Here is a 22,190-nt window from a genome sequence, read left to right on the forward strand (position 1 = left end):
CGGCACGCTGTGCTAGTGTTTTTTTAGATAAAGAGAGACGTCCATAGAGAATGCAGCACTTTCGATTGCTCCGAAGGGTCAGAAGAATATAAGAGAAAGGGACCGGCATCGTTCAGCAGGGCTCAATCGATCGAGATCGCCTTCACCGCCTCGACCATCACCACGCCGCCGCGCACTTCGACGATGCGCGCGCGTTCGCCTGCCGCCAGATCGGGACCCTGCGCCGGCCATTCTCCGTCGCCTACGCGAACGCGGCCCGAACCGCCGACCAGCGGCTCGACCACCGTGACGCTCTGGCCGATCATGCGCGCGGCGCGGTTGTTGAGGTCTGGGTCGGCGCTCGGGATGGGGTTCGTGTTGTACCAGCGCTTGCCGATCAGCACCGCGACGGTCGACCAGGCGGCGAAGCTGATGAGCTGGCCCACCAGGCCAAGCTCGGGGAACAGCAGCGCCAGCACCCCGGTCGCCGCCGAGCCCAGCGCGACGAAGGTCAGATAGACGCCAGGCACCAGCAACTCGGTGATCGCCAGCAGCGCCGCGACGATCAGCCAGATGAAGCCGGCATGTTCCTCAAGGTTCATTCGGAATCCTTGATCTCGCCGAACGGCAGCGGACGCGACTTTGCCGGCGGCTTGGGCGCGGCGGGCTGGGAAGCGCCGCCCCCCAATGCGTCCTTCGCCAGTTCACCGATCCCGCCCAGCGTGCCGATCAATTGAGTCGCCTCGACCGGGAACAGGATCGTCTTGGCATTCGGGCTGGTGGCGAACTTGCCCACTGCTTCGACATATTTCTGCGCGATGAAATAGTTGAGCGACTGCGCCGATCCGGCCTCGACCGCCTGGCTGACCAGCTCGGTCGCCTTGGCCTCGGCCTCCGCCGCACGTTCGCGCGCTTCGGCGTCGCGGAAGGCGGATTCCTTGCGGCCCTCGGCTTCCAGGATGCGGGCCTGTTTCTGTCCCTCGGCGCGCAGGATCTCGGATGCGCGTGAACCCTCGGCCTCAAGGATGTTGGCGCGCTTCTCACGCTCGGCCTTCATCTGCCGGCCCATGGCGTTGACGATGTCGGCGGGCGGGCGGATGTCCTTGATCTCGACGCGCGTGATCTTGACGCCCCATGGCGTGGTCGCGTGGTCGACGACCGACAGCAGGCGGGCGTTGATCTCGTCACGCTTCGACAGCGTCTCGTCGAGGTCCATGCTGCCCATCACCGTTCGCAGGTTCGTCGTAGTAAGCTGGAGCAACGCGACATAGAGGTCGGACACTTCATAGGCCGCCTTGGCCGCGTCGAGCACCTGAAAGAAGACCACGCCATCGGTCGAGATCATGGCGTTGTCCTTGGTGATGATCTCCTGTCCCGGAATATCGATCACCTGCTCCATCATGTTCACGCGGCGGCCGACGCGATAGAAGAAGGCGGGGTAGAGGTTGAACCCAGGCTGGGCGACGGTGGTGAAGCGGCCGAAATGCTCGATCGTGTAATGATAGCCCTGGCGCACGATCTTGATGCTGGCGAACAGGTATAGCAGCACCAGCAGCATGCCGATGAAGAAGGCGCCGACCGTGAAACCCATTTCAAAACCCTCGCATGACCTGCATTATCCTAGCATAGCGCGTTCATGAGCAAAGACGCCATTTACGCCGCGCCGCGCACCGCGCTGTTCCTGCCCGCCTCCAACCCGCGGGCGATCGAGAAAGCGCGCACCTTGCCGGCGGACATGATCATCCTCGACCTTGAGGACGCGGTGAAGCCCGAGGACAAGGAGGCCGCCCGCGCCGCCGCGCAGGAAGCGGCCGGCACGTTCGGCGACCGTCCGGTGGCGATCCGGGTGAATGGCGAGGACAGCGAGCATTGGGCGGCCGACCTGAAGGCCGCGAAGCGATCCGGCTGCACCCATGTCGTCATTCCCAAGGTGGAAAAGCCCGAAACGCTGGTCAGCGCCGGCTGGCGCTGCGCCAAGCCGATGCTGGCGATGATCGAGACCGCGGCGGGCGTGATGAACGCGGGCGGGATTGCAAGCGTGAGCTCGAGCGGGTGGGGTACGAAGCTTGCCGGCCTGATCGTCGGACCCAACGATCTTGCCGCATCGCTCAAGCTGCCGCCCGCCGCGGGCCGTGCGCAGATGCAGACTGCGCTTCAGCTGATCGTGCTGGCGGCGCGCGGGCGCGAGATCTGGGCGCTGGACGGCGTCTACAACAAGCTCGACGACGCCGAGGGGCTGGCGCGCGAGTGCCAGGAGGGCCGGCTGCTCGGTTTCGACGGCAAGACGCTGATCCATCCGGGGCAGATCGACATCGCGCGCACCGCGTTCGACCCGAGCGAGGCCGAACTTGCCGAGGCGCGCGACCTGATCGCCGCGGCGACCGGCGGGGCGGAGCGCTACAGGGACCGCATGATCGAGGACATGCACGTTGCGCAGGCGCACGCGCTGCTGGTCCGCGCCGGCCAGGCATGAGCCAGGTCGCGCGGGCCGGACGGCGGCGGCAGATTGCCCTTGCGGGGCTGGTCGTCGTCATCATGCTGTGGTCGGGCAATGCGATCGTCGGGCGCGCCGTGCGCGACGATATTCCGCCCTTCTTCCTCGCGCTGGTGCGTTGGACCGGCGCGCTCGCGCTGTTGCTGCCCTTTGCGGCCCGGCATCTGGTGCGCGATCGTGCGGCGCTGCTGGCGAGCTGGAAGATCGTGCTGCTGCTCGGCCTGACCGGCGTCGCCTCGTTCAACGCGCTCATCTATACCGGACTGCATTACACCACGGCATCGAACAGCATGCTGCTGCAGGCCGCGATCCCCCCGCTCGTGCTGCTTGCCGATCGCATCATGTTCGGCGCGCGCTCGCGCCCTGCGCAAGTCGTCGGCGTCATCGCCGCGATGGTGGGCGTGGTGGTGATCGTCTGCCAGGGCAGCATCGCGCACCTGCTCGACCTGCGGTTCGGGATCGGCGACATCTATATCCTGGTCGCGGTCGTCGCCTGGGCGCTCTACACCAGCTTGTTGCGGCTGCGGCCCGGCGTGCATCCGCTGAGTTTCCTTGCCGTCACCTTCGCCATTGCCGCGCTCACCATGCTGCCGCTGGCGTTCACCGAACGCGCGCAGGTGGCGACGATGCACTGGACGCCGCTGGTGATCGGCGGCTGCCTCTATGTCGCGATCTTCCCCTCGCTGATCGCCTATCTGCTCTATAACCGCGCCGTGGCGGAGGTGGGTCCGGGCGTGGCGGGCCAGGCGATCAGCCTGATGCCGCTGTTCGGCGCGGGGCTTGCCGCGCTGCTGCTGGCCGAGCCGCTGCACGGCTATCACGCGGCCGGCATGGCGCTGATCGCGATCGGGCTTGGCATCGGCTGGCTGGGGGTGAAGCGCGCGCCCTAGCGCATCTTTTGCTGAGTTGCGGCACCGGCCCGCTCCCCCACCCGGCCACCCACGAGTGTATCCTGAATGGGTGGCCGGGTAGGGGGCGGGCCGGTGCCGCAACCGCGCACTAGCGCGCACAGGAAAGCGCGGTTACATGGGCCGCCAACTCTCGACTCAGGACTTGGCGCACCCCATGGACATCCCACTTGGCCTCACCTTCGACGACGTCCTGCTGATTCCGGGCGAGTCCGAAGTGTTGCCGAGCATGGCCGACACCCGCACCTTCGTCACCAAGTCGCTGGCGCTCAACATCCCGATCATTTCCTCGGCGATGGACACGGTGACCGAAGCGGACATGGCGATCGTCATGGCACAGCTGGGTGGTATCGGCGTGCTTCACCGCAACCTCGAGATCGAAGAGCAGGCCGAGGCGGTGCGCGCGGTCAAGCGGTTCGAAAGCGGCATGGTCGTCAACCCGATCACGATCCGCGCCAACGGCACGCTGGCCGAGGCGCAGGCGCTGATGGGCCGTCACCGCATCAGCGGCATTCCGGTAACCGAGGAAAATGGCAAGCTGGTCGGTATCCTCACCAACCGCGACGTGCGCTTCGCCGAAAACCCCAACCAGCCGGTCAGCGAGCTGATGACTCACGACAACCTGGCCACCGTGTCGATCGGTGTCGGGCAGGACGAGGCGCGCCGCCTGCTGCATGCGCGGCGGATCGAGAAGCTGCTGGTGGTCGATGCCGATTATCGCTGCGTCGGCCTCATCACCGTCAAGGACATCGAAAAGGCCGTCACCTATCCCAATGCGACCAAGGACGGCGCGGGCCGCCTGTGCGTTGCCGCCGCCACCACCGTGGGCGACAAGGGGTTCGAGCGGACGGAGGCGCTGGTCGACGCGGAAGTCGACCTGATCGTCATCGACACCGCGCACGGCCATAACAAGGACGTGGCGCGCGCGGTCGAGCGAGTGAAGAAGCTGTCCAATCGGGTACAGGTCGTCGCCGGCAATGTCGCGACGGGCGAGGCGACCAAGGCGCTGATCGGCGCGGGCGCGGACGGGGTGAAGGTCGGCATCGGCCCCGGTTCGATCTGCACCACACGCGTCGTCGCGGGCGTCGGCGTGCCGCAGCTCACCGCCGTGATGGACGCGGCCAGCGAAGCGGCAAAGTCGGGCGTGCCGGTGATTGCGGATGGCGGCCTGCGCACGTCGGGCGACCTCGCCAAGGCGCTGGCGGCGGGCGCTTCGAGCTGCATGGTCGGCTCGCTGCTGGCGGGCACCGAGGAAGCGCCGGGCGAAACGTTCCTCTATCAGGGACGGGCCTACAAATCCTATCGCGGCATGGGCAGCGTCGGCGCGATGGGCCGCGGCTCGGCCGACCGCTATTTCCAGGGCGACATCAAGGACCAGCTGAAGCTGGTGCCCGAGGGGATCGAGGGGCAGGTGGCATTCAAGGGCCCGGCCAAGGATGTGATCCATCAGCTGGTCGGCGGGATCAAGGCGGCGATGGGCTATACCGGATCGGCGACGATCCCCGATCTTCAGCAAAAGGGCCGGTTCGTGCGGATCACCAATGCCGGCTTGCGCGAAAGCCATGTGCATGATGTGACGATCACGCGCGAAGCGCCGAACTACCCGACGCGCTGACGGCGGGTAATCTAGGTTGCGGACATCACCAGGGACCCTTTGTAACACAGCTGCGTTTGGATCGTTTCGGGTCGGCACCATTCGGCCGGTCTGGCGGGGTGAGGTGCGGGCGTGAACACTGGGTTGCGGCCTCGATCGGACACATTGGGCTTTCTGACGGGCGGCGGCGAGTTGGGTCGTCGCATCGCCGAGTTCGATTGGGCACAAACCTCGGTCGGCCCGATTGCCGACTGGCCGGCCAGCTTGCGCACCATCACCGCCTATGTCGTCCACTGTCCCGTCCCGCTGGTGATGTTGTGGGGCGAGGACGGCGTCATGATCTACAACGACGCCTATTCGGCCTTTGCCGGCGAGCGGCACCCCCAGCTGCTGGGCAGCAAGGTGCGCGAGGGCTGGCCCGAGGTCGCCGATTTCAACCACAACGTGATGAAGGTGGGGCTGGCCGGCGGCACGCTCGCCTATCGCAACCATCTGCTTCAGCTCAACCGTACCGGCAAGTTCGAGGATGTGTGGATGAACCTCGACTACTCGCCGGTCTATGGCGACGACGGTACGCCGGCGGGCGTGCTGGCGGTGGTAATCGAGACGACGGAGAATGTGAAAGCCGAGGCCGCGCTGAAGGCGAGCGAGGCACGGCTGCGCTTCCTCGACACGCTGGGCAAGGCGACGACATCGAGCAATGACCCGGCCGAAATCCTTGCCGTGACGACGAAGATGCTGGCGGCGGCGCTTGGCGCGTCCAACTGCGCCTATGCCGATATGGATGAGGACCAGGACGGCTTCACCATTCGCGGCGACTGGTCGGCCCCGGGGTCGCCATCGATCGTCGGCCGTTACAGCCTTGCCGATTTCGGCGAAATGGCGGTGCGCAACCTGGGTGCCGGACTGCCGCTCGTCATCAACGACAACGCGGCCGAGATCGCGCCGAACGAGGCGGCGAGCTTTCAGGCGATTGGCATCCGCGCCACAGTGTGCATGCCGCTGGTCAAGGATGGCCGATTGACCGCGCTGATGGCGGCGCATTTCGCGCAGCCGCACCAATGGACACCCGACGAGATCGCGCTGATCCTGGAGGTGACCGAACGCAGCTGGGCGTATGTCGAGCGCGCGGCTTCCGAGAATGAGTTGCGCCACACCGCCCAGCAGCTGCGCTCGCTCAATGCCGAGCTGGAGACCCGGGCGAACGAGCGCGCTTCCGCGCTCGAGGCCAGCCTCACCCAGTTTCGCCTGCTCGTCCAGGGAGTCACCGACTACGCGATCTACATGCTCGACCCGACCGGCATCGTGTCGAGCTGGAACGCCGGGGCCGAGCGCATCAAGGGCTATACTCCCGACGAGATCATGGGGCGGCATTTCTCGAGCTTCTATGCGCCGGAGGATCGCGAGCGCGGCGATCCGGTGGTGGCGCTGGAGACGGCGCGCGAACATGGCCGTTTCGCCGCCGAAGGGTGGCGCGTGCGCAAGGACGGCAGCCGCTTTCGCGCCAGCGTGGTGATCGACGCGATCCATGACGATGACGGCAAGCTGATCGGCTTTGCCAAGATCACCCGGGACGTGACCGAGCGCGAAGAAGCGCAGCGCGAGCTGGAGCTGGCGCGCGAGGCGCTGTTCCAGAGCCAGAAGATCGAGGCGATCGGCCAGCTGACCGGGGGCGTGGCGCACGACTTCAACAATTTGCTGATGGCGATCATGAGCGGCCTGGCGCTGCTGCGCAAACGCGTGGGCGAGGGCGATCCGCAGATCGGCCGGTTGATCGACAATTCGATGCAGGCGGCTGAGCGCGGCGCCGCGCTGACACAACGCATGCTCGCCTTCGCCCGGCGGCAGGAGCTGAAGGCCGAGCGGGTCGATGTCGCGCAGCTTGTGGTCGGCATGCGTGAGCTCTTGCAGCGATCGATCGGCCCGGAATGGCGGATCGACCTTGCCTTCCCCGACCATCTTCCCGCCGTGTCGGCCGACGTCAATCAGCTCGAAATGGCGCTGCTCAACCTGGCCGTGAACGCGCGCGATGCGATGCCGGGCGGGGGCGAAGTGTGCATTCGCGCCGAGCCGCGCGAATTGCTTACGAACAGCGGCGAACTCAATCCGGGACACTATGTCCGGCTGAGCGTGATCGATCGGGGCGAAGGGATGAGCGCCGAGACACTGGCACGCGCGACCGAACCCTTCTTCACGACCAAAGGGGTGGGCAAGGGCACCGGCCTTGGCCTGTCGATGATCCACGGCTTTGCCCGGCAGATCGGCGGCACGCTGGAGCTGGAGAGCACGATCGGCGAGGGGACGAAGGCGCATATCTGGCTGCCCGTTGCCGGCGGGGAAGCGGCGCCCATGCCGATGCCGGCAGAGGATGCCGCACCCGAAACCGGGGAGCATCGCGTCATCCTGGTCGTCGACGACGATCCGCTGGTCCTGATGAACACCGCCGCGCTGCTCGAGGATCTGGGGCATGTCGTGATCGAGGCGGATTCGGGCGGACGGGCGCTCGACAGCCTTGCGCAGCGGCCCGAGATCGCGCTGCTGATCACCGACCAGGCGATGCCCGGCATGACGGGCAGCCAGCTGATCGAGGCGGTGCGAGCGCTGCGTCCGGGTCTGCCGATCATTCTGGCCACCGGCTATGGCGAGACACCGGCGGTCGATGCCGCGCGCGTGCTGCGCCTCAACAAGCCGTTCACCCAGGCCGCGCTGCAGCGCGCGGTGACGGATGCTTCGCGCGATCCGGGCTGACGCGGTCGCGGGACATGATTTAGACGTATTGGCCGCTTAATCGCCGCGCGGCCGGGCGGCGGGGTCCGGCTCGCCTATTTCAGGGTTTTCGTCCTTGGCCGAACTGGCTCAACCCCAGTCATCATCGTTGCGCGAGCGATTGCGCGCGCGGCTGGGACCGCGGGCCGGCGGCATCGCCTTTGCGCTCGCGATCGAAGCGCTGCTGGTCCTGCTCCTGGTGCTGACGCTCGCGCCGCGCATCCTGACTCCGCCCGACAAGACCGCGCCGATGGCGGTGTTCGACGTGGATGCCGACCGGAAATCGGATTCGGCGCAGCAGCCTGCGCCGCCCGCCGCCGCCGCCGCGCCGCAGCCCGCCGCGCGCGCCCAGCCGCAGCCAGAGCCGTCGAAGAACGATCCGACGACCCCGCGTCCTTCGATCCAGCCGCAGCCACAGCCGACCCCGCCGCCCTTCCTCAACATCCCGCTCGGCAGCATGCCCGACATCGGCGCCCTGCCGCGCGGACCGGCGGCACCCGCGCCGCCGCGTCAGGTCGCGGGTCCGCCGGGCAGCTTCGCGCGCGTCGCCGGCGATACCCCGCGCGTCGAAGGCCGCGGCCCGGGCGGTGAGCCGCTCTATGCCGCATCCTGGTATCGCGAGCCGTATGACAGCGAGATGCGCGGCTATCTGTCCACTGCGCGCGGGCCGGGCTGGGGCATCATCGCATGTCGGACCGTGCCCGACTATCGCGTCGATAATTGCGCGCTGCTCGACGAATATCCCCAGGGTTCGAACATCGGCCGCGCGGTGCTGGCCATGGCATGGCAGTTCCGCGTGCGTCCGCCGCGCCTGGGCGGCGTGCCGCAGGTGGGCGAATGGGTGCGCATCCGCATCACCTACGACACCCGGGCGCAGGCGGATTGAACCGGTGCATGACGCCGCGCGCGCGCTCTTTCCAAACCGCCCCGCTTCTGCTTTGCCGGCAGCGATGACCTTACGCCCGTCCCAGCCATGACGCCCGCCGCCCGCACCCAGGCCGCGATCGACCTGCTCGATGCGATCATCCTTGCCGCGCGCGATGGCGGCGCGTCGGCCGACGTGCTGCTGGCGCGGGGGTTTGCCGCGCGACGCTATGCCGGGTCGAAGGACCGCCGCGCCATCCGCGCCCTGGTCTATGACGCGATCCGGCTGTGCGGCGAGTGGCCCGAGAGCGGGCGCGCGGCGCTGCTCGCCCTGGCGGCGCGCGACCCCGCACTGGCCGCGACGTTCGACGGTTCGAGCTATGGTCCCGCGCCGATCGCGAGCGACGAGCGGGCCGCGACCGCCGGCATCGCACCGGCTTGGCTCATGGATGCGCTCGCCGGCTCCGGCATCGACGCCGCACAGGCCACCGCGCTGCTCGATCGAGCGCCGCTCGATCTTCGCGTCAATCCGCTTCGATCCAGCGTGGCGGAGGTCCGGGCCAGGCTGCCCGATGCGCAGCCGATCCCGGGCCTGCCCGATGCGCTGCGCCTGCCCGCCGACACGGCGGTCGAGGCGGCGCAAGGCGACGGCGGTTTCGAGGTGCAGGACGCCGGCAGTCAGATCGTGACGCTCGCCGCCGGTGCGCAGCCCGGCATGCGCGTCGTCGATCTGTGCGCCGGCGGTGGCGGCAAGACCCTCGCGCTCGCCGCAGCAATGGCCAACCAGGGGGCTCTGCTCGCCACCGACAGCGACCGCGCGCGCCTATCGCGCCTGCTTCCCCGCGCACAGCGCGCCGGCGTGTCGATCGTCGAAACGCGCCTTCTGAACCCCGGGCGTGAGGCCGAGGCGCTGGCCGATTGGCAGGGCAGCGCCGATATCGTGCTGGTCGATGCACCCTGTTCGGGCACCGGCACCTGGCGCCGCAATCCCGAAGCACGCTGGCGGCTCACCCCCATGCGGCTGGCGAAGCTGGTCGAGACGCAGGCCCGGCTGCTCGACGTCGCCGCCACGCTGGTGAAGCCCGGCGGCGCGTTCATCCACATCGTCTGTTCACTGCTGGACGCGGAAGGGGCAGATCAGGCCAGCGGCTTCCTGGCGCGGCATCCGGACTGGCTGGCCGCCCCGCTTGCGCTGCCGGCCGGTACGCCGCACGGGCCGGGCGTGCGCCTGACCCCGCTGGCCCACTCGACCGATGGCTTTTTTGTCGCGAAGCTTAAGCGCGCATGATAGCGCTTCGTCCCTTGAGTTTGGAGAAGTTCATGCGGATCACCCTCGTCTCCGCCGCCGCCGCGCTGGCGCTGCTCAGCGTCTCGACTTCGCTCTACGGCCAGCGTGCGGACGATCAGATCGACGCGCGCTCGATCGCGCTGCTCGAACGCGGCAAGGCGGCAAAGGCGGCGGGCGATCTCGACGGCGCCAACGGGCTGATCGAAAGCGCGCTGGCGGTCGATCCGCGTAACCGCGCTGCCTATATTGCGCTGGGCGAGATCGCGCGGGTGCAGGGTCTGCCGGGCAAGGCGATCCGCATGTACCGCGAAGCGCTGACGCTCGAACCCAACGACATTGCCGCGCTGCGTGGACAGGGCGAGGCGATGGTGCAGAAGGGCGCGGTCGAGCGGGCCAAGGAAAATCTCGCGCGGGTGAAGACGCTGTGCGGCAATCCATGCGCCGATGCGACCCAGCTGGCCGCCGCGATCGCCAAGGGACCGCCGGCAACGGCGACCGCGCAAGTCGTGCCCCCGCCGACCGCGGCCGAGAAGAAGAACTAACTCAGCGCTCGGGCGAGTTCCACGAACTCGTCCACGCTCACCGTCTCGGCGCGCCGCGTCGGGTCAATGCCGACCGCTTCCGCCGCTTCGCCCGCGCGGGGCACCGCTTTCAGGCTTTGCCTCAGCATCTTGCGCCGCTGGCCGAACGCGGCGGCGGTCAGCTTTTCGAGCACCTTGAACTTGACGCCCGGCGGCTCGTCGGCGGGTACGATATGCACGACCGCCGACATGACCTTGGGCGGCGGCGTGAAGGCGCTGCGATGGACCGGCATGGCGATCCGCGCGGTGGAGCGCCACTGCGCCAGCACGGCGAGCCGGCCATAGGCGTCGGTCCCCGGCGCGGCGACGATGCGCTCGGCCACTTCCTTCTGGAACATCAGCGTCAGCGATGCCCACCATGGCGCCCAATCGGCCGACAGCCAGCCGACGGTCAGTGCGGTCCCGACATTATAGGGGAGGTTGGAGGCGATGTGCGGCCGCTGCGCGAACAGCGCTGGCGCGTCCACTTCCAGCGCGTCGCCCTCGATCACGCGCAACATGCCCGGAAAAGCCTCGCCCAATTCGGCGAGTGCCGGGATGCAGCGCCGGTCGCGTTCCACTGCCGTCACCTTCGCCCCGGCTTTCAGCAGCGCGCGCGTGAGGCCGCCGGGACCTGGGCCGACCTCGAACACGTCCTGTCCCGCCAGATCGCCCGGCACCCGCGCGATCCGGTCGAGCAACTGCGCATCGAACAGGAAATTCTGGCCCAGCGCCTTGTTGGCGGAAAGGCCGTGGCGGTTGATGACGTCCCGCAAGGGCGGCAGGTCCGGGTGTAACGGGGGAGACTGGCTCACGTCGCAGGCACGGCCTCGGTCAGCGCGCGGCGCTCGGCGGCCTGCGCGGCCAGGCGGATCGCCGCGATCATCGCGCCGGGTTCGGCCAGATCCTGGCCGGCGATACCGAACGCGGTGCCATGATCGGGCGAGGTGCGCACGATCGGCAGCCCCAGCGTCATGTTGACGCCCTCGTCGAAATGCAGCGTTTTCAGGGGCACCAGCGCCTGGTCGTGATAAAGGCAGATCGCTGCGTCATACATCGCGCGCGCGCGGGCGTGGAACATCGTGTCGGCCGCCATCGGCCCGACCGCGTCGATCCCTTCGGCACGCAGCTGGGCGATCGCCGGTTCGACGATCTCGATCTCCTCGCGCCCCATCGCGCCGCTCTCGCCGGCATGGGGGTTCAGCCCGGCAAAGGCCAGGCGCGGCGCCTCGATCCCGAAATTGCGGGTCAAGCCGCGCGCAGTGGCGCGCGCCTTGGCGACGATCAGCTCGACCGAGAGCGCGTCGCGCACGGCGGCAAAGGGGATGTGGGTCGTCACCGGCACGACGCGCAGCGTCGGCCCGGCCAGCATCATCACCGCGTTTTCCTTGGACACGCCGCAGCGTTCGGCAACGAACTCGGTCTGGCCGGGATGCGTAAAGCCGATGCCATAAAGCTGCACCTTCGACACCGGTCCGGTGACCAGCGCGCCCGCAGCGCCCGATCGCGCCAGCCCGGTCGCCATCTCCAGGCTGTCGAGCGCGCAGCGCGCGCCATCGGTATCCGGTTCACCAGGCCTGATTGTGCCGCCATCGGCGACCGAAAGCACCGGCAGCGCGTCGGCGAAGGCGCCGGCCGCCGCGCTGGGATCGCCGATCCGGGCGACCGGGCCATCCCATACCGCTTCGATCGCGCGCGGGTCGCCGACCGCGAAGAACGGGCTCAGCGAATGCAGCGCGCGGTTGGTCCACGCCTTGGCGATAATCTCGGGCCCGATCCCGGCCGGATCGCCCATCGCGACCGCGAGCGGGCGGATGGGCGGGGCCACCTTACCGATACTCGATGATCGCGTCGCGGCGCAGGTCGCGCAGCAGGCGCTGGGCGCGAAGGTTGGTGCGACTCTCCTCCAGGCCTTCGCGGATCTGATCCGTCGAGGGCAGGCCTGCCTCGCGCGGATCGTCGCGCCCGCACAGCACGAGCGCACGCACGCCTTCGCTGGGTGAACCAAAGGGTGGGGTTGCCTGACCGACCTGCAGGTTGAGGACGATGTCCTGCAACTGCGGCGGCAGGTCGCGCACGCGCACCGCGTCATTGTCGACCACTTCGGCGCCCAACGCCTCGGCCGCCTTGCCAACCGCGCCGCAGCCGTTGGTCGATTGCAGCACCTTGGCGAACTCGCCGGCCCTCGCCTGCGCCTGCGCCTGGGTGGTGCCGGTCGCGAACTTCACCGTGATCTGCCGCAGGCTGAGGCGCGCGTCGCGCGGATCGGCGGTCAGCACCTGGCGCTTGTCGACCAGGTACAGCACCGAGAAGCCGCCCGGGATCTCGATCGGGCCGGCGACCTGGCCGACCTGCATCTGCGCGACGGCCGCCGCGATCGGCGCCGGCAGCATCGGCGCGCGCACCCAGCCCAGGTCGCCGCCGGTCGCCTTGGTGGAGGCTTCCGAGAAGCGCGCGAAATATTCGAACGGGCGACCCTGCTGCATCTGCTGGATCATCTGCTGCATCGCGCGATAGACTTCGCCCGAACGCTCTGGCGTCGCCGAGATATAGATTTCACGCAGATTGAATTCGTCGGTGCCCTGCGCCGCCTTCAGCCGCGCAATGATGCCGTTGATCTCGTCGTCGCTGACGTTGATGAAGCTCGACACCTTGCGCTGAATCACGCGCTGCCATGCCAGCTCGCCCTCGATCTGGCGGCGCAGCGACCGCTCCGACGAGCCGATGTCGCGCAGCCATTTGCGCATTTCGTCCGGCGTGCGCTTGAACCGTTGCGACAGCCCGACAAAACTGCGGTCGATCTGGTCCGCGCCGATCGAGATGTCGTTGGCCTTGGCCTCCTGGATCTGGATCGTCTCATCGGTCAGCTGGCGCAGGATCTGCAGCCGCAGCTGGTTGGCTTCCTCGGCCGACAGGTTGAAGCCCTGAAGCCCGACGATCAGGTTGAAACGCTGATCGACTTCGGTGCGCGTGATGACATAGCCGTTCACGATCGCCGTCGGCTTTCGCACGTTCGGGTCGGCCTTGCCGAAGATCTGCAGGTTTTGCGGCAGGTCGAGATTGGCGGTGGAGGGCACCGCCTGCTCGGCCGGCCCTTCGCTCACCGTCTGCGCGGCGATCGCGCCGCTCAGGCAAATTCCAGCGATCAACACTGCCGAGCGGCAGAACCCTACGACCTTCGAAGTCATCTTCACCTGTACCTGAATCCTTGACCCTCAGCAGGGCCGAGGCGATCTACTCGCCAATTGTGCCTGAACTGGGGCTTACGCAATCACTGATTGAGGTTGGACCCTAACGCCCAAGATTGGTGAGCGCCAGCGTCAAGAGATAGCTGTTCCCGCGCCGGGCGTCGCCCACGGTCTGATAATCCCGCTTCCACGTGAGACCGAAGCGGATGCAGTCGTCTTCATACTCCACGCCCAGGCGGTGGCGCACCGGCTCGAACCCGTTGTTGAGCGAGGCGGGGTCCTCCTCGCGGTCCGTGAGGTCGATCACCGCCGATCCGAACACCGACCAGAAGCGCGCGACCTGCACGCGTCCGCCAACGCGCGCTTCCTCGCGGTCCTGCAGATCCTCGAGCGCGAAGGGGATGTTTCGGTTGAGCCGTAGATAGCCGATCATCGCATAGGTGGTGCGCGATCCGACGACCGCGTCGATCTCGTTGCGGCGGATCGCCAGGCTGTCCTTGTCCAGCCGGTAACGGTGATTGAACGTCAGGAAGTCGCGATAGCGCACGACGTTGCGCCCGACGATGTCGGAAACGCGGTCGGTCAGGCCGGTCCCATCAGGGAGCAGCGAGGGGCGGGAGGACAGTCGATAGCTCTGCCCGATATTCGCCTCGATCGAGAAGCCGGGCAGGTACAGCGCATAATCGATGCCAAAGGTGAAGCGGGTCGAATCCTCGAACCGGTCATATCCCGGGAAGCGGTTGAGCGCGAAGAGGTTGGAATCCTCAAGGTCGACCGATCGCGCGTCCTCGTTCGGGACGTCCAGATTTTCGATGCGCGGGGCCGCGACGATCTGGAAACGCGGGGTGATGCGCTGCACGCCGCCGAACGCTTCGCCGATCAGGGGCCATTTGACGTCGACGGCCAGCGCGCCGATGCCGCGCGCCTGGAACCCCTCCAGCCCGCGATAGCTCGGCACGCTCGTCGCCAGCGTGTCCTGCGTGTTGTAGAGGTCGCCGCGCGCATAGGCGGTCAGCGTCAACTCCTGACCCCAGGCGGTCAGCTTGCGCAGGTCGTAGCGCAGCGAGGCGAAGGCGCGCTGCGTGTCCTGCCCCGCGCTGCGGGACAGCGCCAGACTGTTCAGTTGAAGCTCGAACCGGCCGCCCGGCAGCAGGTCCTGGCCGAACCGGCGGCGGTAATCGATCTCGGGCAGCGCGATCGGTTGAAGCCCCTGATTCTCGGTCAGGCGAAGCGTCTGCACTGCCCAGCCATTGACCGCGAAATAGCTGTCGCGATCGATCCGCTCGAGCCGCAGATTGTTGCGCAGCCGATCTTCCGAGGTGATGTCGTAGCGGCGCAGGAACGTGCGGTCGCTCGCCAGCCGGATCGATCCGCTCGCCCGCCAATAGGGGTCGAACTGATAGCGGCCGGTCGCATCGACATAGCCGCGAAAGCGGTTCTCGTCGGCAACGCCGCTGGGCGCGACGAGGAAGTCGTCGGCGCGGCTGCTATAGGTCGCAAAGCCGGCCACGCGGAAAGCGCCCTTGTCCAGCAGGTGGCGATATTCGCCCTCCAGCATCGGCAGCGCGCCGGAAAACAGGTGCGGCTTGACCGTCAGGTCGCGATTGGGACCCAGGTTGAAGAAATAGGGCAGCGCCACTTCAAAGCCGTTGACCGCGTCATAGCGGATATCGGGCGCGAGCAGCCCGCTGGCATTGCCCCCCCCGATCGAATGCGAGAAGACCGGCAGCGGCAGTGAAGCGATGCCGAAAAGCGAGATGCGCGCGCCGGTATAGCGGATGCGTTCGCGCGCCGGGTCATAGACCACGCGCACCGCCGTGATCTTCCACGACGGCTCCTTGGGGCAATTGTCCGAATCGACCACCGCGCAGGGCGTATAGGCCGCACGGTCGACGGTGATGACGCCACCCTGGTTGCGCGTGCCGCGCTGCGCGGCGAGCCGTCCGCCCTGCTCCAGCACGACCAGCATGTTCTCGATCACGCCGTCCTTGAGCGAATCGGTCAGTTCGATGCGGTCGCCGAACGCGGTATCGCCTTCGGGGTTGGTGACGGCAATGCCGCCGCTCGCGACAACCTGGCCGGTCTTGCGGTTCCACACCACCTCGTCGGCGCGCAGCCGGTTGCCCTCGCGGAACATGCGCACGTCGCCCTTCACCGTGACGACATCGCTGTTCGTGTCGTATTCGGCGGTGTCGGCGCTGAACTGGATCTGGTCGGGATCGTCGGGCAGCGGCGTTTCGGACGGCGGGGGCGGTTCGGTCGCGCGGTCCTGCAAGTCCTGCGGCGTCGCGAAGGCGGCGGGTGCGGCGCACAGCGCGAACGGCAGCATCCCGGCGAGCAGCAGAGCCTTGCGCGTCACTAAGAACCAACCCCTTTTACGCCGACCCGGCATTCGCGCCTCGCGCGGCCTTGTCCCTCAACCCTATTGCACCGCATGCCTTGCTTCGCAATCGCTTGGGGCCTTTGGGCTTTGCCGTTCGCCGCGCGCGAGCCTAGATAAGCGGTAACGAGCGACACAACGATCCACAGGAACAGGAAGTTTCATGAACGTAACATTTGCCGCCACGCGTCCCGCCGAGACGCCCGTGCTGGTGCTGCCGGTCGAGAAGGACGGGGTCGGCCGCATCGCCGCGGCGACGCTGGACGAGGCGACGCTGGCGCTCGCGCGCGGGGCGGCCAAGGCCGGCCGGTTCGAGGGTGAGGCCGGATCGCTGGCCGAGATCTTCCTGCCCGGCGGGGACGAGGCCAACCGGCTGGTGCTGCTCGGTGTCGGCGCGGGTAGCGAAGCGGATTACGAGCGGGCCGGCGGCGCGCTGACCGCGCGGTTCCTGACCTCCGGCATCACGGCGGTCGCGGTCGATTTCGCGGCGCTCGCGGCCCAGCCCAGCAGCCGCGCGGTCGCGCGCTTCGCCGGGGCGGCGGTTCAGCGCGGCTGGCGCTTCGACGAATATCGCACCAAGCTGACCGACAAGCAGAAGCCGACGCTCGACTCGATCGTGCTGGCCAATGCGCCGGCGGGCAGCGAGGCGGCTTGGGACGAGATGCTGGCGCTCACCGGCGGCCTCGAACTCACCCGCACGCTGGTGAGCGAGCCGCCGAACATCCTCTACCCCGACAGCTTCGTGGAGCGTTGCCGGCACCTGGCCGAGCTTGGCGTCGAGATCACCGTGCTCGACCGCGCGCAGATGGAAGAACTGGGCATGGGCGCGCTGCTCGGCGTGGCGCAGGGTTCCGTGCGCGAAGGCCGCATCCTCGCCATGCGCTGGAACGGCAAGGGGGAGGGCGACGTCGAGCTTGCCTTGGTTGGCAAGGGCGTGACCTTCGACACCGGCGGCATCTCGATCAAGCCCGCCGCGGGCATGGAAGACATGAAGTGGGACATGGGCGGCGCCGGCGCGGTCGCCGGCACGATGAAGGCGCTCGCTGCACGCAAGGCGAAGGTCAACGTTGTCGGCGTGTGCGGGCTGGTCGAGAACATGCCCGACGGCAATGCCCAGCGCCCGGGCGACGTGGTGAAGACCATGTCGGGCCAGACGGTCGAAGTCATCAACACCGACGCCGAGGGCCGGCTGGTCCTGTGCGACGCGATCACCTGGACGCAAGCGACGTTCAAGCCAAAGACGATCGTTGATCTGGCGACGCTGACCGGCGCGATGATCATCAGCCTGGGGTCCGAACATGGCGGCCTGTTCGCCAATGACGACGGCCTGGCCGAGGAACTGCTTGCCGCCGGCCGTGCGACCGGCGACCTGCTCTGGCGCTTCCCGCTGGGCGACGCGTACAACAAGCTGATCGATAGCCCCATCGCCGACATGAAGAATGTCGGGCCGCGCGGCGCGGGTTCGATCACCGCGGCGCAATTCATCCAGCGCTTCGTCGAGCCGGGCGTGCGCTGGGCGCATCTCGACATCGCCGGCATGGTGTGGGCGGACAAGCCGGGCAGCACCTATGACAAGGGTGCGACCGGCTATGGCGTGCGCCTGCTCGACCGCTTCGTCCGCGACAATTTCGAGGGCTGACGCGGCCGCGATGCAAGTCGATTTCTACCACCTGACCACGACGCCGGTCGAGCGCGCGCTGCCGAGCATCGCGGTCAAGGTGGTGGAATCCGGCGGCCGCCTGCTCGTCGTTTCAGGCGACGAGGGTCAGCGCCGCCAGATCGACGCGTCGCTCTGGACGTGGCAGGCCGATAGCTTTCTGCCGCATGCGCAGGCCGGGGCCGGGGACGACAGCCTGCAGCCGGTGCTGATCGGCGAAGCGGTCGATCCCGCCAATGGCGCACGGTTCGTGGCGCTGATCGACGGCGTCTGGCGCGACGAAGCGCTTGCCTTCGATCGCGCTTTCCACTTCTTCGACGGCGAACGGATCGCGGAATCGCGCGCCGCCTGGAAAGCGCTTGCCGACCGCCAGGGCGTAGAACGGCGCTATTTCAAGCAGGATGAGAATGGCCGCTGGGGCCAGGCGGCTTGAGCTTGCTCCGGCTATGTCGACGGCCGTTAGTTGAAACAGCGATTACTGGCGTTTAACACCCAAACCAAGCGATGCCCGCGTGATCGGATTGTCGAGTGCACGTTGCGACACCCCGCGCATCGGTGCCTGGCCGTAGCCGGTCGGTATTTCCGTCGCGATCGGCTGACAGATGATAAATGCGGCGATCGGCTGCTTGGCGTAAAGATCGGCCTCGGCCCGGTCATAGCCCAGTTCGTAGGCGCTCGTGACCTGCTTCATCCGGATTCCGGCCAGCGCCATCATCCGGTTGGCGAACCTGGCCTGCGAAATGGCGAGTTCTAGCGTGCGGGCCTCTTCGGCACTGAACGCTCGGCCGGGACCGGACAGCGTATGGAGACGCGTCCAGATGTCGAGTTCGCCGCGATGTAGTGTCGCCATCTGATCGGCGAAGTCATAGGCGGTCGCGTAATTGTCGAGCAACTCACTGTCGAGATGCGCCGCGGTCTGCGCATCCAGCGTGCTTTGCCACACGCCCCTGGGCCAGGTGCGGTAGGGCGGCAGTCCGATGTCGCCGAGCGGGGCAAGGCGCCCGATCCGTTCAGCATCGCGAACGACCCGTGCCACATCGTCCAGACGCCGCTCGATACAGGCTTCGATCTTCACGCGCTCTTCGCCCTGACCGATCAGCTCACCCAGCTCGCCGCTCATCGCTGCGCGCGCGCCGCGCACTTCGACCCGCCAGCCGATTTCGGTGGCAATCGCGCCCAGGCCGAGCGCGATCAGCACGCCCAAAACGACGCTGCCAACCTCGCGCACGAACTTTTGCCGTCGTTCGCCGCCCATGATGCGCGTGCGCCAGCCGTGCCGTCTCGTCCCCGTCACAAGGCCCCCGCTTGCATCCCCTTGCCCCCAAGACTAAAGGGCCGCGAACTTCCCGCAACATCCAATTACAGGAGCCGCACGGCCATGGCCGCGACCCGGACCTTTTCGATCATCAAGCCCGATGCCACCCGCCGCAACCTGACCGGCGCGGTTACCAAGATGCTGGAGGAAGCCGGCCTGCGCGTCGTCGCGTCCAAGCGCATCCAGATGACTCGCGAGCAGGCCGAGGGCTTCTATGCGGTGCACAAGGAGCGCCCCTTCTTCGGCGAGCTGGTCGAATTCATGATCTCCGGCCCGGTCGTCGTTCAGGTGCTGGAAGGCGAGAACGCCGTGCAGCGCAACCGCGACATCATGGGCGCGACCAACCCGGCGAACGCGGAAGCCGGCACGATCCGCAAGGAACTGGCCGAATCGATCGAAGCGAATTCGGTCCACGGTTCGGACAGCGACGAGAATGCCGCGATCGAGATCGCGTTCTTCTTCAAGCCGGAAGAAATCGTCGGCTAAAGCCGCCGCGCTACTTGTTAGCGTGAGACAAAAGGCCCCGCTCCGTAACGGAGCGGGGCCTTTTTGTTGCCTCGACTTGACCCTGTCCAACGGCCGTCATCCCGGCCTCGTACCGGGATCCACACCGCCCCGCGCAAAGCCGCCCAAGCAGGTAGGCCATCGCTCATCGCGCGGACGGCCCGGGCAAGGCGGTCAAAGCGGAATGACGGCTAACGACCCCATTGCGATCATCTGGCAACCGTGTTGAATGGTCCGATGGATTGGAAAGAAGCTGGAGAATGGGCGGCAACGGTCGCGTTGATCGCCGGTTTGTTGCTTTTCCCAAAGTGGATGTCCTTCAGGCGCAGGGCGATAGCTGGAGCGATCCTATTCCCTGTGGGCTGGGCGGGAGCTTCTGGCGGCCTCGCTCTCGGTGATCGCCCATTCATGCAGTCTGAGGCGGTGGCCTTCACGTGGATGGGGATCAGTGTGCTCGCCATCGTGCTGGGGATCACGTTGCTCGTGCCAGTCGTTTTTGAATGGATTAGAAAACGTCGCGCACCCCGGCGCACGACCGAACGATGGCGTGCCGGTAACTGGAATAGTTAAACGGCAGCTAACCACCCAATTGCCGCTACCCCCGCGGCAGGCTGATCACCGCGCACAGCCCACCGCCGTCGCGATTGCCCAATGAAATATCGCCGCCCGCCTCGCGCACGATCGCGCGCGCCAGCGTCAGGCCAAGACCCACGCCCCCGGTCGATCGGTTGCGCGACGCGTCCAGGCGGGTGAACGGATCGAACACCGCGGCGATCTGCTCGGCCGGGATGCCGGGGCCGCGGTCGGCGACCTCGATCCGCACGCTGGCTGCGTCCTGCTTCAACGCCACCTCCGCGCCGCCGCCATATTTGACGGCATTCTCGATGAGGTTGCGCACCGCGCGCCGCATCAGCGCCGGCCGCACACGCAGGATCAGCCGCTCGCCCTCCTCGTAATCGACTGGCTGCCCCAGGTCGTGGAAGTCGGCGACCACCGCGTCGATCAGCGCCGACAGGTCGGTCTCGGTCGGCGACTCGCTCGGGCGGCCCAGCCGGGCGAGGCTGAGAATATCGTCGAGTGTCTTGTTCATCTCGTCGATCGTGTCGGCCATGCGGGCACGGTCCTCGTCATCTTCGACCGATTCGATCCGCACGCGTAGCGCGGCGAGCGGGGTGCGCAGATCGTGGCCGATCGCGCCGAGCATCTGGTCCTTCTCGTCCAGCATCGCGGTGACGCGCCGGCTCATAAGATTATAGGCTGCGATCACCGCGCGCACGTCGCCCGGGCCGCGCTCCTCGATCGGCGTGGCCGGCGTAGAGGGATGGAAATCACGCGCTGCACCGGCCAGCTTGCGCAGCGGACGCCCCACGCGCGCACCGACCCACAGCACCGGGATCAGCACCGCGATATAGAGGATCAGCGTCTGCGCGATCAGCCGCCAGATCAGGTCGCCGTCGCCGCGCGGCCAGCCGGCGGTCAGCGTCAGCCAGCCCCTGCCGGGGATCTCGACCGCGACCAGCAGCTCGGCGCCCAGCCGCTTCATCCGCTCTGCCCGCAACACGTTCATCCTGGCGAACCGCGCATCGCTCGGGTCGATGCGCTTGACCCCGGTAACGATGCTGCCGACGGTCAGATTGGCTTCGCGCAGGCCCTGGCGGATGCCATTCTCGACATCGCTGCGTCGCGGCAGACCCGCAGGAATGGGATTGGCCTGCTCCAGCCGCAGCCGCCCGCGCGCACCATCGCGCTGGTTTCGTGCCTCGGGCGGATTGCGAAACCGGCCGTCCCGCAGCCGCTCGGCCGCATCGACCATGCGCGTGATGGTCGGCGCGGTGACTTGCAGATACTGGCTCTGCCGCCGCTCGCGCAGGATCAGCGCGAAGTTGATCGCCTGTGCGACGAACAGCGCCAGCGCGACGAGCAGCGCGATCTGGCCGGTCAGGCTGGTGGGGAGGATGCGTCTCACAATTTGGTGACGTCGCTCGCGAGCGTGTAGCCGCCGCCCCACACCGTCTTGATGAGGCTCGGGTTTCTTGGATCGGGCTCGATCTTCTTGCGCAGCCGGCTGACCTGATTGTCGATCGCGCGGTCGAACGCCGCCGCCTCGCGGCCCTGCGTCAGGTCGAGCAGCTGGTCGCGGGTCAGCACCGCGCGCGGGCGCATGACCAAGGCGAGCAGCAGGTTGTATTCGCCGGTCGACAGCGGCACCGACACGCCCTCACGATCGACCAGCGCGCGCTCGCCGGTCTTGAGCACCCAGCCGGAGAAGGCATAGCTGCCGGTTTCCGGCGCGGCGAGGCGCGTGCCCCCGGCCTGCATGCGGCGCAGCACCACCTTGATCCGCGCTGCCAGTTCGCGGGGGGAAAAGGGCTTCACGACATAATCGTCCGCGCCCATTTCCAGGCCGACGATGCGGTCCGTTTCCTCGCTGCGTGCGGTCAGCAGGATGACCGGCGTGTCGCTGGTCGCGCGGATATGGCGGCACAGCGACAGCCCGTCCTCGCCCGGCATCATGATGTCGAGCACGACCAGGTCGATCGAATAGGCCGACAATCGCGTCCGCGCCGCTTCCGCATCGCCGACTTGCGTGACGCGAAAGCCCTGCTTGGTCAGATATTGCGCCAGTGGCTCGCGGATCGATCGCTCGTCGTCGACGAGTAGGAGGTGCGGGGTCTCGGCGGTCATGTCCATAG

At 67.5% G+C, this 22,190-nt stretch carries 19 protein-coding genes; 10 read left to right on the forward strand and 9 right to left on the reverse strand.

Translation table 11 applies throughout. From position 1 onward, the window contains the following. Nucleotides 1–122 precede the first annotated feature (122 nt). Complete coding sequence (locus BFL28_RS16750) at nt 123–581, reverse strand: NfeD family protein (protein WP_069321670.1); 459 nt, start codon at nt 579–581, stop codon at nt 123–125. Continuing rightward, nucleotides 578–1,570: an SPFH domain-containing protein gene (locus BFL28_RS16755; protein ID WP_069321671.1), complete on the reverse strand. Its 993-nt coding sequence runs from the start codon at nt 1,568–1,570 to the stop codon at nt 578–580. The genes BFL28_RS16750 and BFL28_RS16755 overlap by 4 nt, the downstream gene beginning before the upstream one ends. A gap of 45 nt (nt 1,571–1,615) precedes the next feature. Here BFL28_RS16755 and BFL28_RS16760 point away from each other — a divergent pair, with 45 nt between their 5' ends. From BFL28_RS16760 to BFL28_RS16790, 7 genes are all read left to right on the forward strand, one after another. Further along, nucleotides 1,616–2,452, forward strand: a complete 837-nt coding sequence (locus BFL28_RS16760; protein ID WP_069321672.1) for an HpcH/HpaI aldolase/citrate lyase family protein — start codon at nt 1,616–1,618, stop codon at nt 2,450–2,452. Continuing rightward, on the forward strand, nt 2,449–3,363 hold the full coding sequence (locus tag BFL28_RS16765; RefSeq protein WP_069321673.1) for a DMT family transporter: 915 nt from the start codon (nt 2,449–2,451) through the stop codon (nt 3,361–3,363). Before BFL28_RS16760 ends, BFL28_RS16765 begins: the two co-directional genes overlap by 4 nt. Nucleotides 3,364–3,538: 175 nt before the next feature. Beyond that, nucleotides 3,539–4,996 carry an IMP dehydrogenase gene (gene guaB / locus BFL28_RS16770; RefSeq protein WP_069321674.1) on the forward strand — a complete coding sequence of 486 codons (1,458 nt, stop codon included), beginning with the start codon at nt 3,539–3,541 and terminating at the stop codon, nt 4,994–4,996. A 111-nt stretch (nt 4,997–5,107) separates the two neighbouring features. After that, nucleotides 5,108–7,723, forward strand: a complete 2,616-nt coding sequence (locus tag BFL28_RS16775) for a PAS domain S-box protein (RefSeq protein WP_069321675.1) — start codon at nt 5,108–5,110, stop codon at nt 7,721–7,723. 94 nt (nt 7,724–7,817) lie between these two features. Continuing rightward, nucleotides 7,818–8,627: a hypothetical protein gene (locus tag BFL28_RS16780; protein ID WP_069321676.1), complete on the forward strand. Its 810-nt coding sequence runs from the start codon at nt 7,818–7,820 to the stop codon at nt 8,625–8,627. Between the two features lie 87 nt (nt 8,628–8,714). Beyond that, on the forward strand, nt 8,715–9,893 hold the full coding sequence (locus BFL28_RS16785; RefSeq protein WP_069321677.1) for an RsmB/NOP family class I SAM-dependent RNA methyltransferase: 1,179 nt from the start codon (nt 8,715–8,717) through the stop codon (nt 9,891–9,893). Between the two features lie 32 nt (nt 9,894–9,925). Beyond that, the gene (locus tag BFL28_RS16790; protein WP_069321792.1) at nt 9,926–10,435 is read left to right on the forward strand and encodes a tetratricopeptide repeat protein; all 510 of its coding nucleotides are present in this window, start codon (nt 9,926–9,928) and stop codon (nt 10,433–10,435) included. On the opposite strand, the gene rsmA is transcribed toward BFL28_RS16790, so the two are convergent. From rsmA to BFL28_RS16810, 4 genes are all read right to left on the reverse strand, one after another. Then, nucleotides 10,432–11,268 carry a 16S rRNA (adenine(1518)-N(6)/adenine(1519)-N(6))-dimethyltransferase RsmA gene (gene rsmA, locus BFL28_RS16795; RefSeq protein ID WP_079247236.1) on the reverse strand — a complete coding sequence of 279 codons (837 nt, stop codon included), beginning with the start codon at nt 11,266–11,268 and terminating at the stop codon, nt 10,432–10,434. The two genes, BFL28_RS16790 and rsmA, sit on opposite strands and share 4 nt — an antisense overlap. Continuing rightward, the gene (pdxA, locus tag BFL28_RS16800) at nt 11,265–12,281 is read right to left on the reverse strand and encodes a 4-hydroxythreonine-4-phosphate dehydrogenase PdxA (protein ID WP_277621014.1); all 1,017 of its coding nucleotides are present in this window, start codon (nt 12,279–12,281) and stop codon (nt 11,265–11,267) included. The genes rsmA and pdxA overlap by 4 nt, the downstream gene beginning before the upstream one ends. A 1-nt stretch (nt 12,282) precedes the next feature. After that, nucleotides 12,283–13,641 carry a peptidylprolyl isomerase gene (locus BFL28_RS21605; protein ID WP_069321678.1) on the reverse strand — a complete coding sequence of 453 codons (1,359 nt, stop codon included), beginning with the start codon at nt 13,639–13,641 and terminating at the stop codon, nt 12,283–12,285. A 103-nt stretch (nt 13,642–13,744) separates the two neighbouring features. Continuing rightward, a complete protein-coding gene (locus tag BFL28_RS16810; protein ID WP_079247260.1) occupies nt 13,745–15,970 on the reverse strand; it encodes an LPS-assembly protein LptD in 2,226 nt (741 codons plus the stop codon). Between the two features lie 214 nt (nt 15,971–16,184). Between BFL28_RS16810 and BFL28_RS16815 the strand changes: the two genes are divergently transcribed. Together BFL28_RS16815 and BFL28_RS16820 are read left to right on the forward strand one after the other, a co-directional pair. Then, on the forward strand, nt 16,185–17,660 hold the full coding sequence (locus tag BFL28_RS16815; RefSeq protein ID WP_069321680.1) for a leucyl aminopeptidase: 1,476 nt from the start codon (nt 16,185–16,187) through the stop codon (nt 17,658–17,660). A gap of 10 nt (nt 17,661–17,670) precedes the next feature. After that, nucleotides 17,671–18,111 carry a DNA polymerase III subunit chi gene (locus BFL28_RS16820; protein WP_069321681.1) on the forward strand — a complete coding sequence of 147 codons (441 nt, stop codon included), beginning with the start codon at nt 17,671–17,673 and terminating at the stop codon, nt 18,109–18,111. 42 nt (nt 18,112–18,153) lie between these two features. Here BFL28_RS16820 and BFL28_RS16825 read toward each other — a convergent pair whose 3' ends face one another. Continuing rightward, on the reverse strand, nt 18,154–18,933 hold the full coding sequence (locus BFL28_RS16825) for a hypothetical protein (protein WP_069321682.1): 780 nt from the start codon (nt 18,931–18,933) through the stop codon (nt 18,154–18,156). Nucleotides 18,934–19,056: 123 nt separating this feature from the next. Here BFL28_RS16825 and ndk point away from each other — a divergent pair, with 123 nt between their 5' ends. Next, nucleotides 19,057–19,479: a nucleoside-diphosphate kinase gene (ndk, locus tag BFL28_RS16830; RefSeq protein WP_069321683.1), complete on the forward strand. Its 423-nt coding sequence runs from the start codon at nt 19,057–19,059 to the stop codon at nt 19,477–19,479. Between the two features lie 613 nt (nt 19,480–20,092). Here the strand turns inward: ndk and BFL28_RS16840 are convergent. Both BFL28_RS16840 and BFL28_RS16845 read right to left on the reverse strand, forming a co-directional pair. Further along, the gene (locus BFL28_RS16840) at nt 20,093–21,463 is read right to left on the reverse strand and encodes a sensor histidine kinase (RefSeq protein ID WP_069321685.1); all 1,371 of its coding nucleotides are present in this window, start codon (nt 21,461–21,463) and stop codon (nt 20,093–20,095) included. Then, nucleotides 21,460–22,182 carry a response regulator gene (locus tag BFL28_RS16845; protein WP_069321795.1) on the reverse strand — a complete coding sequence of 241 codons (723 nt, stop codon included), beginning with the start codon at nt 22,180–22,182 and terminating at the stop codon, nt 21,460–21,462. The genes BFL28_RS16840 and BFL28_RS16845 overlap by 4 nt, the downstream gene beginning before the upstream one ends. Between the last annotated feature and the right edge of the window lie 8 nt (nt 22,183–22,190).

The sequence above is a fragment of the Sphingomonas turrisvirgatae genome (assembly GCF_001721295.1).
GTDB lineage: Bacteria > Pseudomonadota > Alphaproteobacteria > Sphingomonadales > Sphingomonadaceae > Sphingomonas > Sphingomonas turrisvirgatae.

Coding starts and splice junctions, on each gene's coding strand:
- BFL28_RS16785 (WP_069321677.1), top strand. CDS start 8,715: ATGACGCCCGCCGCCCGCACCCAGGCCGCGATCGACCTGCTCGATGCG.
- BFL28_RS16750 (WP_069321670.1), bottom strand. CDS start 581: ATGAACCTTGAGGAACATGCCGGCTTCATCTGGCTGATCGTCGCGGCG.
- BFL28_RS16790 (WP_069321792.1), top strand. CDS start 9,926: ATGCGGATCACCCTCGTCTCCGCCGCCGCCGCGCTGGCGCTGCTCAGC.
- BFL28_RS16755 (WP_069321671.1), bottom strand. CDS start 1,570: ATGGGTTTCACGGTCGGCGCCTTCTTCATCGGCATGCTGCTGGTGCTG.
- BFL28_RS16760 (WP_069321672.1), top strand. CDS start 1,616: ATGAGCAAAGACGCCATTTACGCCGCGCCGCGCACCGCGCTGTTCCTG.
- BFL28_RS16815 (WP_069321680.1), top strand. CDS start 16,185: ATGAACGTAACATTTGCCGCCACGCGTCCCGCCGAGACGCCCGTGCTG.
- ndk (WP_069321683.1), top strand. CDS start 19,057: ATGGCCGCGACCCGGACCTTTTCGATCATCAAGCCCGATGCCACCCGC.
- BFL28_RS16765 (WP_069321673.1), top strand. CDS start 2,449: ATGAGCCAGGTCGCGCGGGCCGGACGGCGGCGGCAGATTGCCCTTGCG.
- guaB (WP_069321674.1), top strand. CDS start 3,539: ATGGACATCCCACTTGGCCTCACCTTCGACGACGTCCTGCTGATTCCG.
- BFL28_RS16820 (WP_069321681.1), top strand. CDS start 17,671: ATGCAAGTCGATTTCTACCACCTGACCACGACGCCGGTCGAGCGCGCG.
- BFL28_RS16810 (WP_079247260.1), bottom strand. CDS start 15,970: ATGCTGCCGTTCGCGCTGTGCGCCGCACCCGCCGCCTTCGCGACGCCG.
- BFL28_RS21605 (WP_069321678.1), bottom strand. CDS start 13,641: ATGACTTCGAAGGTCGTAGGGTTCTGCCGCTCGGCAGTGTTGATCGCT.
- BFL28_RS16825 (WP_069321682.1), bottom strand. CDS start 18,933: ATGGGCGGCGAACGACGGCAAAAGTTCGTGCGCGAGGTTGGCAGCGTC.
- BFL28_RS16845 (WP_069321795.1), bottom strand. CDS start 22,182: ATGACCGCCGAGACCCCGCACCTCCTACTCGTCGACGACGAGCGATCG.